Origin of the sequence: Nocardioides sp., assembly GCF_036267815.1 — a bacterium.
Taxonomy (GTDB): domain Bacteria; phylum Actinomycetota; class Actinomycetes; order Propionibacteriales; family Nocardioidaceae; genus Nocardioides.
Genome location: NZ_DATAVI010000002.1, coordinates 1 through 14,126 on the forward strand (window position 1 = coordinate 1; position 14,126 = coordinate 14,126).

Consider the following 14,126-nt stretch of genomic DNA (forward strand, 5'->3'; position numbering starts at 1 on the left):
TTCGGGCTGATGATCCCCGAGGAGTACGACGGGCTGGGCGAGTCGCTGCTCACCTACGCGCTGGCGGTCGAGGAGATCGCCCGCGGCTGGATGAGCGTCAGCGGAATCGTGAACACCCACTTCATCGTGGCCTGGATGCTCCTCCAGCACGGCACCGACGAGCAGAAGCAGAAGTACCTCCCGCGGATGGCGACCGGCGAGGTGCGCGGCGCCTTCTCGATGAGCGAGCCCGGCTGCGGGTCTGACGTCGGCGCGATCACGACCAGGGCCGTCCGCGGCGACGACGGCGACTACGTCATCGACGGGCAGAAGATGTGGCTGACCAACGGCGGCTCGGCCAACCTGGTCGCGGTGCTGGTGAAGACCGGCCAGGGAACTGAGCGCACTGGTGCCGAGAGCGTCTACAAGAGCATGACGACCTTCCTGGTCGAGAAGCAGGAGGGCTTCGGCGAGACCGCCCAGGGGGTCACGGTCCCGGGCAAGATCGCGAAGATGGGCTACAAGGGGGTCGACACCACCGAGCTCGTCTTCGAGGGGCACCGCATCTCGGCCGAGCAGATCCTCGGCGGCGAGCCCGGCCGTGGCTTCTACCAGATGATGGACGGCGTCGAGGTCGGCCGGGTCAACGTCGCCGCGCGCGGCTGCGGGGTCGCCAACCGCGCCTTCGAGCTGGGCGTCGCCTACGCCCAGCAGCGCGAGACGTTCGGCAAGAAGATCGCCGAGCACCAGGCCGTGCTGTTCCGGCTGGCGGAGATGGCCACCAAGATCGAGGCGGCCCACCAGATGATGGTCAAGGCGGCGCGGGTCAAGGACCATGGCGAGCGCAACGACCTCGAGGCGGGGATGGCGAAGTACCTCGCCTCGGAGTACTGCGCGCAGGTCGTCGAGGACTCCTTCCGCATCCACGGCGGCTACGGCTTCTCCCAGGAGTACGAGATCGAGCGGCTCTACCGCGAGGCGCCGATGCTGCTGATCGGCGAGGGGACCGCCGACATCCAGCGGATGATCATCGGCCGCAGACTGCTGGAAGACTACCGACTGTGAGCACCCCGTCTTCCGTTCCACAGGAGTCTGAGGCGTCCTCGTCCGACGCGCCCGCCACGTCGTTGCGGTGGGTCTTCGTCGTCACCTACGGGAGGTCGGGGTCGACCCTGACCCAGGGCATGTTGAACGCGCTGCCGCGCACCCTGGTCCGCGGCGAGAACAACCTCTTCCTGCTGCCGATCTTCCGCTCCTACCTGGGTCTGAAGGAGTTCCAGCAGCGGTTCACGGGCGCTGGCAACCCGAAGACCACGTCGGCGTTCTACGGGCTCCACGAGCTCGACACGGACGCCTTCGCGGCCAGCGTGCGCGACCTGGTCCGGGTGCAGCTCCTGGGCTCCGCGCCCGCGGCGGAGATCGACGTCCTGGGCTTCAAGGAGGTGCTCTGGCACCGCGTCCGGCCCCGTCAGTGGGCCGACTTCTTCGACTTCATGGACCTCGCCTTCGACAACCCTCGCTACGTCCTGAACCACCGCGACCTCGAGATGACCTCGTCCTCCGGCTTCTGGCGGTCTCGCAAGCCCGGGGTGGCCGTGCAGCAGATCACCCGGGTCGAGCGGCTCCAGACCTTCCTCACGCAGTCTCGCCCCGACCGGTGCTTCGACACGCGGTTCGAGCTCACGACGAGTCCCGACCGGGCGGTGGCGGCGGCCTCGCTGAAGGGTCTGGCGGAGTTCGTCACCGGGTCCTGCGACGACGAGCTCCTCGAGAGCATGCTCGCGCTTCGCGAGGTGGGACACGGTCCCAACCCGTTCGGGGCGGCGCGCGGCGAGAGGCCGGCCGGCCGCTGAGCCCGACCGAGCGCTCCCAACCCGGGCTGTTCCGCCTCCAGGCCGCCGCCTGCCAGCGCCTCGGCTCGACGATGTACGCCGAGCTGCTCGCCGGTCTGGCCGACGACCTCGAGGCAGGTGGTCCCACCTCCGTGGTGCTGCGCGGACACGAGGACGACCCCGGGCCCTCGGGGCTGGCCCTGCGGCTGGCCGGGAGCCTGCACCGGTTGACGCTGGCCGGCAAGGCCCCCGAGCTGGCCGGGCTCTACCCGACGACCGGCGGCACCTGGGACTCCCACGGGGTCGAGGAGGTCGTCGGCTTCCTGTCGCGTCGGGCCGACGAGGTACGGCCGCTGCTCGACCGCGCCCCGCAGACCAACGAGGTCGGCAGGGCCGCCGCCCTGGTCGGCGGGCTGCTCGCCCTGTCCGAGCGCTGGCGGCTGCCGGTCCGGCTGTTCGAGATCGGCGCGAGCGCCGGGCTGAACCTCCAGGCCGACCGCTTCCGCTTCACCCACGAGTCCGGCACCGGGTGGGGCGACCCGGCCGCTCCGGTCGCTCTGCTGGGGGCCTGGCGGGGCGCCGTCCCGCCGGTGGACGCCGGGCTCGAGGTCGTCGAGCGTGGCGGGTCGGACCTCCATCCCCTCGACGTCACCACCGAGGACGGCCGGCTCACCCTCACGTCGTACGTCTGGCCGGACATGACCGCGCGCCACGCCCGCCTCGCCGGGGCGATCGGGCTCGCCCGCGAGCGACCCGTGCCGGTCGAGGCGGCCGATGCGGCGTCGTACGTCGATCGGCTGACGGTCGTGCCGGGGACCCTGACCGTGCTGTGGCACAGCGTGATGTGGCAGTACGTCCCGAGGGAGCAGCGGGCACGAGTCGGCACCAGGCTCGCCGCGCTGGGGGCCCAGGCCCGCGGTGACGCCCCGCTGGCCCACCTCGCCGCCGAGCCGACTCGGCGCACCCCCGAGGCGCCGCACGAGTTCTGGGTGTGCGCCGAGACCTGGCCGCCTGGTTCCGAGCGGGAGTTCCTCGCGACGATGGCACCGCACGGGATCCCCGTGTCCTGGGAGTGAGCCCCTACGCTGTGCCTGCGCCCATCGCGGGCGCCTGAGCCGTCGATGGAGGACCTCATGCTGGTGGTGACCACGAACGACCTTCCCGGATGGGAGATCCGTCAGGTGTGTGGCGAGGTCTTCGGCCTCACGGTGCGCTCGCGCAACGCCTTCTCGCAGATGGGTGCGGGGTTCAAGTCCCTGGTGGGCGGCGAGCTCAAGGGCATGACCTCCAACCTGGTCAACAGCCGCAACGAGGTGATGGGCCGGATGATCGACGAGGCCCGCGCCCGCGGGGCGAACGCCGTGGTCGCGATGCGCTTCGACACCTCCGAGATGGGTGACACCTGGACCGAGATCTGTGCCTTCGGCACGGCCGTGGTCGCCGTCCCGGTCAGCGACGGCGCGCGCGAGACCGCCACCCGGCTCGGCTACGACATGGGCGGCGCCGGACAGCCGGCCCAGCCGGCGCAGGGGGTCCAGGAGACCCTCGGCGGCGACCAGTACGGCGGCGGCCAGTAGGCCGTCGGCCGGTAGCCCGTCGGTCAGTAGCCCGGCCGACACCCGTCAATCGGCTCGACCCGTGACCGGGCGGGTGGCAGGGTGGAGCCATGAGCCAGGAGAAGCCCGCCAACGACCCGGCGAACGACGATCTCAAGGCCAAGATGCGCGAGGCCCTCGACCGGAAGAACGCCAAGGCGCGGGGTGGCCGCGAGGACAGCCCGCTGCGGGAGAAGGCGCACGGCTCGGAGGTCCACGGCGGTACCGGTCCGAAGGTGCACCGCCGCAAGGCCGGCGGCGGCGGCAGCTGAGTCGCGGCCGGCTCAGCGGGCCGGCCAGCCCGCCCCTGCGACGTCGACCGGGATCCGGACGACCTGTCCGTCCCACTCGGTGTGCGTCATGAGCCCCGCAGCCCCTGGCCACACGGCGCAGACCGCGTAGAGGTACGGCCGGTCGGTGCCGCCGAGCATGCAGGCGAAGCCGCCGCGGTCGAGCTCGACGCTCGCCAGGACCTCGCCGCCCTCGGCCACCCGGACACAGCGCCGATGCGGGACGTCGGCGTACCACGCGGCGCCGTCGGCGTCGAGGCAGATGCCGTCCGGGTTGTCGCCGCCCCGGTTGGCACCAGGGAGGCCGGCACCAGGGAGGTCGGCCCAGACGCGGCGGCCCGACAGCGAGCCGTCGGCGGCGATGTCGAAGCCGACCAGCTGGCTGCGGTAGGAGTCGGCGACCACCAGGGTCGACCCGTCGGCGCTGACCGCCATCCCGTTCGGGAACGCGATGTCGCCGGCGACCGCGCGCGCCTCGCCGTCCGGGGACACGACCCCGATCAGGCCGGGCTGCACCTCACCGGGTGGCGGTCCCGAGGCGAAGTCGAAGTCCGGGCTGTTGACGAAGACCCGCCCCTGCCCGTCGACGACGATGTCGTTGCACCCGTAGGACGACAACGACGACAGGTCGGCGTAGGTCGCGAGCGAGCCGTCCGCCTCGAGCGTCAGCAGCCCCCGCTCCTGGTTCGACACCAGCACCAGCCGGCCGTCCGGAAGGAAGTCGAAGCACATCGGCAGCGAGCGGTGCTCGAGCACGACCTCGGTCGCGCCCGCGTCGTCGACCGCGACGACCTGCCCACCGGTCCAGTCGCTGAACCACAGCCGGCCGTCGTGCCAGCGCGGCGACTCGACCAGCCCGTACCCGGAGCAGAGGACGTCCATGGGCCGATGCTCGCACGCGCGGGTGAGGTTTCCCACGGCGTAGCCCGTCGAGACCTCGCCGGCGCTGCGGCAGGATGTGGCGCATGCAGTTCGGCCGCACGTTCGAGGAGTTCGAGGTCGGCGCGACGTACCAGCACTGGCCGGGCAAGACGGTCACCGAGTACGACGACCACCTGTTCTGCCTGCTGACGATGAACCACCACCCGCTCCATCTGGACGCGCGCTATGCGGGGGAGAGCACCCAGTTCGGCAGGAACGTCGTGGTCGGCAACTACGTCTACTCCCTGCTGCTCGGCATGAGCGTGGCCGACGTCTCGGGCAAGGCCATCGCCAACCTGGAGGTCGAGTCGCTGCGGCACGTCGCTCCGACGTTCCACGGCGACACCCTGTACGGCCAGACGACGGTGCTCGACAAGCGCGAGTCGGCCAGCAAGGACGACCGCGGGGTCGTGCACGTCGAGACGATCGGCTACAACCAGGACGGCACCGTCGTGTGCGTCTTCCGACGCAGGGTGATGGTCCCCAAGCAGAGCTACCTCGACGCCCGCGGCGGGGAGCAGCCGGGACGCCCCGAGCCGCGACCCGACCGGAACTGGCCGGGCCCCTAGCGGTTCGGCGCGAAGGCGCGTGCCAGCGGCAGGATCCCGAGCACCAGGACCATGGGGACGGCGAAGCCCAGCCGGAGGTCGCCCGCACCGACGAGCCCCGTCATCACCGCGCCGAGCAGCGAGCCGACGTAGTTGAACTGGTTGAAGCGGCCGATCACCGCGTCGACCCGCAGGTGGCGCAGCACCGGATCGGTCTCGTCCTCGCCCGCGATCCGCGCCGCGGCGGAGAAGCTGAGCGGCGCGACCACGGCGACGCCGCCGCCGACGATCAGGAACCCGAGCACCGCCACCGGCCAGACCGGCGCGAAGACCGTCACCGCGAGTCCGGCGCAGGCCACCACGGTGCCCACCCGCAGGACGGGGACGGCGCCGAGCCTCGCGACGAGGGCGTCTCCGCAGAGCCGGACGGCACCGCTGGCCAACAGGTAGGGGAACACGGCGAGCGCGACCAGCCCCGACGGGGTCGGGAAGACCTTGTCGAGATACTGCGGCCCCCAGGTGAACGCCGCGGTGTCGACCATGTAGAAGAGCACCATCGCCAGACCGACCAGCACGATCGGCCGCCACGGCACATGCACCTCGGGGTGCACGACGACCCGCTTCCCGGTCCGGCGCAGGAACGGCGCGAACGCGACGGCGAGGGGGAGGACCGCGACCACGCCGGTCGCCGAGATCGGCAGGTGTCCCATCGCCAGCGCCACTGCCGAGCCCAGGAAGCCGCCGAGCGTCCACGAGCCGTGGAACGACGGCAGGATCGGTCGCTCGTAGCGGTGCTCCAGCGCCACCGCCTGCATGTTGGTGGTCGCGTCGACCGCACCCAGGGAGACGCCGTACACCGCCATCGAGGCCATGAACACGGCGCGGTCGGGCGCCACCGCGAAGACCGGCACCGCGACGGCGATCCCGAGGAGCCCGCAGCGCAGGATCGTCGCACTGTCGACGCGCCTGCACGCGGTCTCCGCGAGCACGCTCCCGACTCCGGCGAGGAGCACCATCATCAGCAGGAGCAACGACAGCGTCGTGTCGCTGTAGTGCCAGCGGTCCTGCACCTTCGGCAGCCGGGTCGTCAGACTGATGAACACGAAGCCCTGGGTGAAGAAGCCGGACGCCGCCGCGAGACGCGGGCGCGCGTAGGGCGTCGCGGCCCCGTCGGCGCGGGAGCGGCCACCCGCGCGAGACGTCGCCATGCGCGGCATCGTGACACGCCGGAGCCCGAACTCGTCAGCCGGCGGCACTGGTCAGGCCTGGCACGATGACGGCCATGGCTGACGAGGTGTGGCTGGTCCGGCACGGCGAGACCGAGTGGAGCCGCGACGGGCGGCACACCTCCACCACCGACCTCCCGCTCACCGAGCCGGGACGCGCGGTCGCCGCGACACTGCGGAGGCGACTGGCCGACGAGGAGTTCTCGCTGGTGCTCACCTCTCCACGCGAGCGGGCCCGGGAGACGGCCCGGCTCGGCGGCCACCCGGAGGCACAGGTGGACGACGACCTCGTCGAGTGGGACTACGGCGAGCTCGAGGGCCTGACCACCGAGCAGATCCGCGAGACCTACCCGGGATGGACCATCTGGCAGGGACCCGTGCCCGGCGGGGAGTCGGCCGGCCAGGTCAGCGACCGGCTGGACCGGGTGGTGGCCCGCTGCCGAGCGACCGGCGGCCGGGTCCTGCTGTTCGGGCACGGACACTGCCTGCGGGCCCTCGCGGCGCGCTGGCTCGAGCTGCCCGTCGCGGAGGGACGCCACCTCCGCCTCGACACCGCGACCATCTCGGTGCTGGGCTTCGAGCGCGACACGCCCGTCGTCCTGCGCTGGAACCTCTGACCACGTCTCGAGCACCCGCGCCCTTGACGGGTCCGTCCGGAGTCGCGACGGTGGTCCTCATGCCGCTCCGCACGGAGTGTCCGCGCTGCCCCACCCCGCTCGACGCGCCGTCCTGCCCGGTGCACGGCCCGACCCCGGTGCTCCACCGGCCCCAGGAGGCGTCGTACGACGGCTTCGCCGAGGCGCTGAGGACGGCGCGCGAGTTCCCGACGTACCTGCCCTGGCCGATGAGCCCGGGTTGGTCGGTCACCGACTTCGCCGTGGTCGGCAGTGGCGACCGCGACGCCCGCGCCACGATGACGTGCAGCTCGGGGACCAGTGCGTTGGACGGGCCGGTCGACGTCTTCGTGGTCAGCGAGGAGTCGGGGACGGGTCTTGGCGCCCGCTGCGCGGGGACGCCGCACCTCGATCCGGGTTCGGACATCGGGGTGGGCCCGCCGGTGGTGCGGGTCCGGATCGGGAGCCAGTCGGTGCCGCTGTGGCCGGTCTCGACCGCGGACGCCGACGGCGAGCTGGACCGCTCCGTCGTGGCCGGCGAGGCCCACGGACGATGGCTGTGGGTCGTGCTGCGACCCGCCTCGGCGATGCTGCTGCTGCGCGACGAGTGGATCCTGCGGGACGTCTCCGGTATCGGGCCGCCGCTGGTGGAGATGTCGTTCGGCGGACCGGCACCGGCCTGGTGAGTCGGGACCACTAGCCTGCCTCGATGGGCAGCATCCTCGACGGCGCGCTGTTCACCAGCGCCTTCGTGACGCTGTTCGTGATCGTGGACCCGGTCGGCACGGTGCCGCTGTTCTTGTCGTTGACGGGTGGGTACTCACCCGACGCGATCCGACGGGCGGCGCGCCAGGCCGTCCTGGTCTCGTTCGTCGTGATCTCGGTCTTCGCCTTCTTCGGCCAGCGGATCCTGGCGTACCTCCACGTCTCGCTGCCCGCCCTCCAGTGCGCGGGCGGGCTCCTCCTGCTCCTGGTGGCGCTCGAGCTGCTCACCGGACGCGGGGACGAGCCGACCCGTCAGGGCGACACGAACGTCGCCCTGGTCCCGCTCGGCACGCCGCTGCTGGCCGGGCCCGGGGCGATCGTGGCCACCATGGTGTTCTCCAAGCGGGTGCACGACGTGGGCGACTTCACCGCGGTCGCCCTGGCGGTGATCGTGGTCCACCTGTGCATCTGGCTGGCAATGACGTTCTCGGTGCCGATCCTGCGCCTGCTGCGTGAGTCCGGGATCCTCCTGGTCACCCGGATCGCCGGCCTGCTCCTCAGCGCCATCGCGGTCCAGCTGGTCGCGGACGCCGTCCACGCCTTCGTGCTCGCCTATCGTTGATCGGCGCCACTCAACGACGGCCGAGGGACTGGAAGCGCTGGAGTAGCCCGACCGGGAGGTGCTTGCTCGCGGTGGCGATCAGCTTGTAGCGCCTGCTGGGGATCGAGACGCGCCTGCCGGCGTCGAAGTCGGCCAGCGCCTCGTCGACGACCCGGTCGACGTCGAGCCAGAGCGGCCCCGGGACGGCGCCGCGGCCGACGTCCATGCGCTCGTGGAACTCGGTGCGGGTGAAGCCGGGCAGCAGGGTCATGATCCGCACGCCGTCCGCGGCGTACTGGTGGGAGGCCCACTCGCCGAACCGGTTCAGGTAGGCCTTGGCCGCGCTGTAGGAGCCGCGTGGCTGGGTGCCCGCGACGCTCGAGACGTTGATGATGCCGCCGGTGTGCCGCTCGGTCATCTGGCGCAGCGCGGCGTGGGTGAGCCGCATCGGCGCCGTGACGAGCACGTCGAGCAGGGCCTGCTCCTCGTCGACGGTGTTGTGCAGGAACGTGCGCTTGAGGCCGAAGCCGGCGTTGTTGACCAGGAGGTCGACCGGATGCTCGCGAGAGGAGACCCGCTCCTCGACGGTCGCCAGCTGTCCGCGGTCGACCAGGTCGGCGACCAGGACCTCGCAGGTCACGGCGTACGCCGCGGAGATCTCGGCGGCGACTCCCCCCAGCCGGACGGGGTCACGGGCGACCAGGACGAGGTCGTAGCCCCGGGCGGCGAGACGGTCGGCGAAGACCCGGCCCAGACCGGCGGTCGGGCCGGTCACCAGCGCCAGGGGGCGGGGGGTGGCTGCGGCGCGCATGCGACCAGCCAACCCGCGCATGCACGCTGCGGGCAAGGTCGTCAGGCATGATGGGACGCGATGTCCACCACACCTTCCCCCGTGGCGCCGCTGGTGCTGGCTGTCGCCAACCAGAAGGGCGGGGTCGCGAAGACCACGTCGGTCGCCTCGATCGGTGCCGCGCTGGCGGAGCTGGGACAGTCCGTGCTGCTGGTCGACCTCGACCCGCAGGCGTGCCTGACCTTCTCGCTGGGCATCGACCCGGAGGACCTCGAGCTCTCGTTGCACCACGTGCTGACCAAGGGCCTGCACCCGGCCGAGGCGATCGTCACCACCGACGACGGCGTCGACCTCCTGCCGGCCACCATCGAGCTCGCCCGCGCCGAGGCCGACCTGCTGACCCGCACCGGGCGCGAGCACGTCCTGCGCGGCGCCCTCGACGATCTCGCTCAGCACCCGGGCGGCCGCTACGACTGGGTGCTGCTCGACTGCCCGCCCTCGCTCGGCGTCCTCACGGTCGCGGCGCTCACCGCGGCCCGGGGCGTGCTGGTGCCGCTCCAGTGCGAGACCCTGTCGCACCGGGGTGTGGGACAGCTGCTGGACACCGTCCACGACGTACGCCGCTACACCAACCGCGATCTGGAGGTGTGGGGCGTCCTCCCCACGTTGTACGACGGCCGCACGAACCACGCGCGAACGGTCCTGGAGACCATCTCGGAGACCTACGACCTCGACGTGGTCGAGCCGCCGATCCCGAAGACGATCAAGTTCGCCGAGGCTCCCGCGGCGGGTCGCTCGATCCTGAGCACCAACCGCAGCGGCAAGGGCGCCCGCGCCTACCGTGAGGTGGCCGCGGCGCTGATGACCCGGGCCCGCCGGCGTCCCGGTTCTGGGGGTCGCCGGTGAGTACCCATCGCCGCGAGGTGCGGCCGCGCTACGGACGGATCGCGGCGCTCGCCGCCTCGGTCACGGTCTCGGCCGTGGCCGCGCTGGCGGGCTTCGGCCTGCTCTCCGGCGGCTCCGCGCAGGCGGGGGCCGGGCCGCGGGCCGCGTCGTTCACCGGCGTCGGCTCGCCGAGTCAGAGCCCCGACGTGCCCGCCGGGGTGGGCGGCGGCCAGGGCAAGGCCTCGCCCTCGACCCACCGGCACTCGGCGGACGCGCCCTCCGGCGACGCCTCGTCGTCCGCGGGCTCCGACCCGGGCGGCTCCCAGCTCACCGGCAGCCCTCCGGCCAGCACGTCGTCGGACTCCACCACTGCGAGCTCCGTGCCGGTCAGCAGCGGGTCGGGACGTCGGATCGTGTTCAGCCAGAGCTCCCAGCGGGTCTGGCTGGTCGGTGCCTCAAGTGACGACGTCCAGCGGACCTACCTGGTCTCGGGAAGCCTCACCCACAACCTCCAGCCGGGCACCTACTCGGTCTACTCCAAGTCCCGCTGGGCCGTCGGCGTCGACGACTCGGGGGTGATGCAGTACTTCGTGCGCTTCACCCAGGGGCCCACCGGCGCGGCGATCGGATTCCACTCGATCCCGACCAAGAACGGCGTGCCGCTCCAGACCCGGGCCCAGCTGGGCACCCCGGAGTCGCACGGCTGCATCCGGCAGTACCTCCCGGACGCGATCGCGCTGTGGGACTTCGCCCCGATCGGCACCAAGGTCGTCGTCGTCGCCTGAGTGCCTGAGTGCCTGAGTGCCTGAGCGGCGAGTCAGGCCTGGGCGGCCCGGCCGGAGCTGGAGCTGGAGCCGCTTCCGCTGCGGCGACGGCGCCGACGGCTGCGTGGCTGTCCGTCGGGGCGCTCTGCCGAAGGGGACGCCTCGGTCGTGGCGCTGGTGCCCTCCGCACGGTCGCCGTTCGCCGCGACCTTCTCGCCGCTGCGGGTACGGGTGCGCTGACGGTTGCGCGGTGCCCGCTCGCGACGGGGTCGATCGCTCCCACGGTCACCGCGCTCGCTGGCACTCCGCTCCGGCTCGGGCCGCGGTGGGACGATCCGGCCCTTGGTCCCCTCCGGGATGCCGAGGTCGTGGAAGATGCGCGGCGAGGTCGAGTAGATCTCCTGCGGCTCGTCGAACGGCAGCTCGAGCGCCTTGTTGATCATCTTCCAGCGGTGCAGGTCGGCCCAGTCGACGAAGGTCACCGCGATCCCGCTCGCGCCCGCTCGGCCGGTGCGGCCGATCCGGTGGATGTAGGTCTTCTCGTCCTCGGGGCAGGTGTAGTTGATGACGTGGGAGACGCCCTGCACGTCGATGCCACGCGCGGCGACGTCGGTCGCGACGAGCACCCGCATCTTGTTCTCGCGGAACTTGGTCAGGGCCTTCTCGCGGGCGATCTGGGCCATGTCGCCGTGCAGCGGTGAGGCCTTGAAGCCGCGCTCGGCCAGGTCCTCGGCGACCCGCTGCGCCTGACGCTTGGTGCGGGTGAAGACGATGACCTTCTCGGCGTCGTCGGCCTGGAGGATGCGGGCGATGATCTCGGGCTTGTCGAGGTCGTGGGCCTGGTAGATGAACTGGGCGGTGGCCGGCACGAGCTGGGTGTCGTAGGACGACTCGGCCCGGATGTTCATCGGGTGACGCATGTGGGTGCGGGCCAGCGCCACGATCGCACCGGGCATGGTGGCCGAGAACAGCATGGTCTGCCGGGTCTCGGGGGTCATCGACAGCAGCTTCTCGACATCGGGCAGGAAGCCGAGGTCGAGCATCTCGTCGGCCTCGTCCAGCACCAGCGCGTGGACGTGGGAGATGTCGAGCGACCGACGGTTGCACAGGTCGATCAGGCGACCCGGCGTACCGACGACGATGTCGACGCCGGTGGTCAGCGCGTCGAGCTGCGGCTCGTAGGCGACGCCGCCGTAGACGGTCAGGACGCGCAGGCCGAGGTCGGCGCTGGCCAGGGCGAGGTCGCCGCTGACCTGGAGCGCGAGCTCACGGGTCGGCGCCACGATCAGCGCCTGCGGCTTGCCCTGCGGCAGGTCGGCGTAGGCCGGGTCGGTCGGCGTGACGCTGCGCTGCATGACCGGGATGCCGAAGGCGAGGGTCTTGCCGGTGCCCGTGCGGGCCTGGCCGATCAGGTCGGTGCCGAGCAGGGCGACCGACAGGGTCATCTCCTGGATGGCGAAGGGAGTGGTGATGTTGGCGCGCTCGAGCGCGTCGCAGATCTCGGGGAGCACCCCGAGCTCTCGGAAGGTGGTCACGGTGATGGAGTTTTCTTTCGTTCGAGCCCCCCGGACCGCAGGTTTGGGCCGGGCTGACAGGTCGAGCTGGTCGTCCGGCGGCGGAGGCCCAGGCTCGAATGCTCGAAACCGATCGCGTCTGCCGCGCACATCCAGCGCCGCCGTCGAGGCCGGCGCACGTCCTCACCGCTCACGCGGGGACGGGCCCCAGTCTATCGGTAGCGTGGGCGCATGTCTGAATCCGAGCCGGTTCCGGTGACCGAAGGTGCCGTCGCGGCGGATGGCGTGGTCTTCGAGGACCCGGAGTACCGCCTGGCCGTGGTCGACCTCCTCGGCGTGATCGCCTACGGCGAGCTGTCGGCGTTCGAGCGTCTCGTGGACGACGCGAAGCTGGCGCCGACGGTGCGAGACCGGGTCGAGATGGGCGCCATGGCGAGCCTGGAGTTCGGGCACGTCGTACGCCTCCACGAGCGTCTGCGGGAGCTCGGGACCGACCCCTTCGACGCGATGGCACCGTTCACGGCGGCGATCGACCTCTTCCACGCCCACACCGCCCCGGCAGACTGGCACGAGGGCCTGGTCAAGGCCTACGTCGGCGACGGCCTCGCGGCCGACTTCTACCGCGAGATCGCGGCGTACCTCGACAGCGGGACCCGCGACCTGGTGATCGCCTCGCTCGAGGATGCCGGACAGGCCGACTTCGCGGTGCGCCATCTACGCCGGGCGATCGGCGAGGACCCGCGGCTCGCCGGCCGGCTCGCGCTGTGGGGTCGGCGCCTGATGGGGGAGGCGCTGACCCAGGCCCAGCGGGTGGCCGCCGAGCGCGACGCCCTCAGCGCGCTCCTGGCCGGTGGGATCGACCGCCCCGGTCTCGACCTCGCCGCGATCGGCCGGATGTTCACCAGGATCACCGACCGCCACGACCAGCGGATGGCCGACCTCGGCCTCGCCGCCTGAGTCCAGGGGCTGTCAAATCCCCCGCTTCAGTGGGGTTCTTGTCACTTCTTGGCCGCTGCAACCCCCAAGAAGTGCCAAATCCCCCGCTGAAGCGGGGGATTTGGCAGTGGGGTGCGGCTACCGGACGGAGGAGCGGGAGCGGCCGGTCAGGCCGGCGGCGACCATGACGATCACCGCGGCCGCGAGCACCTGGACGATGTGGCGCAGCCAGTCGATCCCGCCGGTGCTGCACCGGCCACCGAGGAGGTCGACGTAGAGCCAGTTGCCCACGAAGATCCCGACGATGCCGCAGAGCACGGTCAGCCAGAAGGGGATCTTCTCCCGGTCACCGGGGGCCACCAGCTTGCCCAGGATGCCGATGACGGCGCCGCCGATGAGCAGGAACAGGATCCCGCCCAGGCTCCAGTGATGCCCGCACTTGGTGAGCAGGGGAGCGATCGTCGTGACGGTCACGAGGTCCACCTTTCGGTCGGTGCCCCGACGGGGCAGGACGCCGGCCGCCTCACGAGACCGGCCGGCAATGCCCATCCTGTTCCCGCGACGCGGTCAGGGCAAACGATCGCCCAGCCGCCCAGCCGCCCAGCCGCTCAGCCGCTCAGCCGCGGAAGCCGACCTGCCCGCTCACACCGCCACCGACCTCGACATAGGCGATCGCCCTCGCCGGCACCAGGATCTGGCGACCGCGGGCGTCGTCGAGGGTGAGGACGCCGTCGTCCTTCAGCGCCTTGGTCAGCGCCGCCTGCACCTCGTCGGGGCTCTGCGTGGTGTCGACGACGAGCTCGCGGGGCGCGTGCTGGACTCCGATCTTGACTTCCATGGTTCTCCTTCAGGCAGTGGCGCGCTGGCGTTGGCTTGGTCCGGGATCGGCGTGCGTGGGGTCGAGGAGCGGGGGTCGGGGCGTGGGC

The 14,126-nt window shown here is 71.8% G+C and carries 18 protein-coding genes; 12 read left to right on the plus strand and 6 right to left on the minus strand.

Going from position 1 to position 14,126, the window contains the following annotated elements; translation table 11 throughout:
* From VHW64_RS00240 to VHW64_RS00260, 5 genes are all read left to right on the plus strand, one after another.
* Positions 1-1,044 (plus strand): acyl-CoA dehydrogenase family protein (locus tag VHW64_RS00240; RefSeq protein ID WP_329648485.1); only part of this gene is annotated, 1,044 nt, incomplete at its 5' end.
* Complete coding sequence (locus tag VHW64_RS00245) at positions 1,041-1,832, plus strand: hypothetical protein (protein WP_329648486.1); 792 nt, start codon at positions 1,041-1,043, stop codon at positions 1,830-1,832. The genes VHW64_RS00240 and VHW64_RS00245, both read left to right, overlap by 4 nt.
* Before the next feature lie 26 nt (positions 1,833-1,858).
* The gene (locus VHW64_RS00250) at positions 1,859-2,887 is read left to right on the plus strand and encodes a DUF2332 domain-containing protein (protein ID WP_329648541.1); all 1,029 of its coding nucleotides are present in this window, start codon (positions 1,859-1,861) and stop codon (positions 2,885-2,887) included.
* A gap of 45 nt (positions 2,888-2,932) precedes the next feature.
* Positions 2,933-3,388: a YbjQ family protein gene (locus tag VHW64_RS00255; RefSeq protein WP_329648487.1), complete on the plus strand. Its 456-nt coding sequence runs from the start codon at positions 2,933-2,935 to the stop codon at positions 3,386-3,388.
* Between the two features lie 89 nt (positions 3,389-3,477).
* Positions 3,478-3,678, plus strand: a complete 201-nt coding sequence (locus VHW64_RS00260) for a DUF5302 domain-containing protein (RefSeq protein ID WP_329648488.1) — start codon at positions 3,478-3,480, stop codon at positions 3,676-3,678.
* A 12-nt stretch (positions 3,679-3,690) separates the two neighbouring features.
* On the opposite strand, the gene VHW64_RS00265 is transcribed toward VHW64_RS00260, so the two are convergent.
* A complete protein-coding gene (locus VHW64_RS00265) occupies positions 3,691-4,578 on the minus strand; it encodes an SMP-30/gluconolactonase/LRE family protein (protein ID WP_329648489.1) in 888 nt (295 codons plus the stop codon).
* Between the two features lie 83 nt (positions 4,579-4,661).
* Between VHW64_RS00265 and VHW64_RS00270 the strand changes: the two genes are divergently transcribed.
* Complete coding sequence (locus VHW64_RS00270; RefSeq protein WP_329648490.1) at positions 4,662-5,186, plus strand: MaoC family dehydratase; 525 nt, start codon at positions 4,662-4,664, stop codon at positions 5,184-5,186.
* Here VHW64_RS00270 and VHW64_RS00275 read toward each other — a convergent pair.
* Positions 5,183-6,373, minus strand: coding sequence for an MFS transporter (locus VHW64_RS00275; RefSeq protein WP_329648491.1), 1,191 nt, complete (start codon positions 6,371-6,373; stop codon positions 5,183-5,185). The genes VHW64_RS00270 and VHW64_RS00275 overlap by 4 nt on opposite strands.
* Before the next feature lie 74 nt (positions 6,374-6,447).
* Between VHW64_RS00275 and VHW64_RS00280 the strand changes: the two genes are divergently transcribed.
* The 3 genes from VHW64_RS00280 to VHW64_RS00290 are packed head-to-tail and all read left to right on the plus strand — an operon-like array spanning position 6,448 to position 8,332.
* Positions 6,448-7,008 (plus strand): histidine phosphatase family protein, encoded by a 561-nt coding sequence (locus tag VHW64_RS00280; protein WP_329648492.1) that lies wholly within the window; start codon positions 6,448-6,450, stop codon positions 7,006-7,008.
* 59 nt (positions 7,009-7,067) lie between these two features.
* Positions 7,068-7,691 (plus strand): DUF6758 family protein, encoded by a 624-nt coding sequence (locus VHW64_RS00285; RefSeq protein ID WP_329648493.1) that lies wholly within the window; start codon positions 7,068-7,070, stop codon positions 7,689-7,691.
* A 23-nt stretch (positions 7,692-7,714) separates the two neighbouring features.
* Entirely contained in the window at positions 7,715-8,332 is a 618-nt protein-coding gene (locus VHW64_RS00290) for a MarC family protein (RefSeq protein WP_329648494.1), read from the plus strand.
* A gap of 10 nt (positions 8,333-8,342) precedes the next feature.
* Here the strand turns inward: VHW64_RS00290 and VHW64_RS00295 are convergent, their stop codons facing one another.
* Positions 8,343-9,122 (minus strand): SDR family NAD(P)-dependent oxidoreductase, encoded by a 780-nt coding sequence (locus VHW64_RS00295; protein WP_329648495.1) that lies wholly within the window; start codon positions 9,120-9,122, stop codon positions 8,343-8,345.
* Between the two features lie 60 nt (positions 9,123-9,182).
* Between VHW64_RS00295 and VHW64_RS00300 the strand changes: the two genes are divergently transcribed.
* A complete protein-coding gene (locus VHW64_RS00300; protein ID WP_329648496.1) occupies positions 9,183-10,007 on the plus strand; it encodes a ParA family protein in 825 nt (274 codons plus the stop codon).
* Positions 10,004-10,771: a L,D-transpeptidase gene (locus VHW64_RS00305; protein ID WP_329648497.1), complete on the plus strand. Its 768-nt coding sequence runs from the start codon at positions 10,004-10,006 to the stop codon at positions 10,769-10,771. Before VHW64_RS00300 ends, VHW64_RS00305 begins: the two co-directional genes overlap by 4 nt.
* Before the next feature lie 32 nt (positions 10,772-10,803).
* Here the strand turns inward: VHW64_RS00305 and VHW64_RS00310 are convergent, their stop codons facing one another.
* A complete protein-coding gene (locus tag VHW64_RS00310) occupies positions 10,804-12,285 on the minus strand; it encodes a DEAD/DEAH box helicase (protein ID WP_414690433.1) in 1,482 nt (493 codons plus the stop codon).
* 210 nt (positions 12,286-12,495) lie between these two features.
* Between VHW64_RS00310 and VHW64_RS00315 the strand changes: the two genes are divergently transcribed.
* Complete coding sequence (locus tag VHW64_RS00315) at positions 12,496-13,221, plus strand: ferritin-like fold-containing protein (RefSeq protein WP_329648498.1); 726 nt, start codon at positions 12,496-12,498, stop codon at positions 13,219-13,221.
* A gap of 117 nt (positions 13,222-13,338) precedes the next feature.
* On the opposite strand, the gene VHW64_RS00320 is transcribed toward VHW64_RS00315, so the two are convergent.
* Positions 13,339-13,674 carry a GlsB/YeaQ/YmgE family stress response membrane protein gene (locus tag VHW64_RS00320; protein ID WP_329648499.1) on the minus strand — a complete coding sequence of 112 codons (336 nt, stop codon included), beginning with the start codon at positions 13,672-13,674 and terminating at the stop codon, positions 13,339-13,341.
* Between the two features lie 142 nt (positions 13,675-13,816).
* Complete coding sequence (locus tag VHW64_RS00325; protein WP_329648500.1) at positions 13,817-14,038, minus strand: DUF3107 domain-containing protein; 222 nt, start codon at positions 14,036-14,038, stop codon at positions 13,817-13,819.
* Positions 14,039-14,126: the final 88 nt, after the last annotated feature.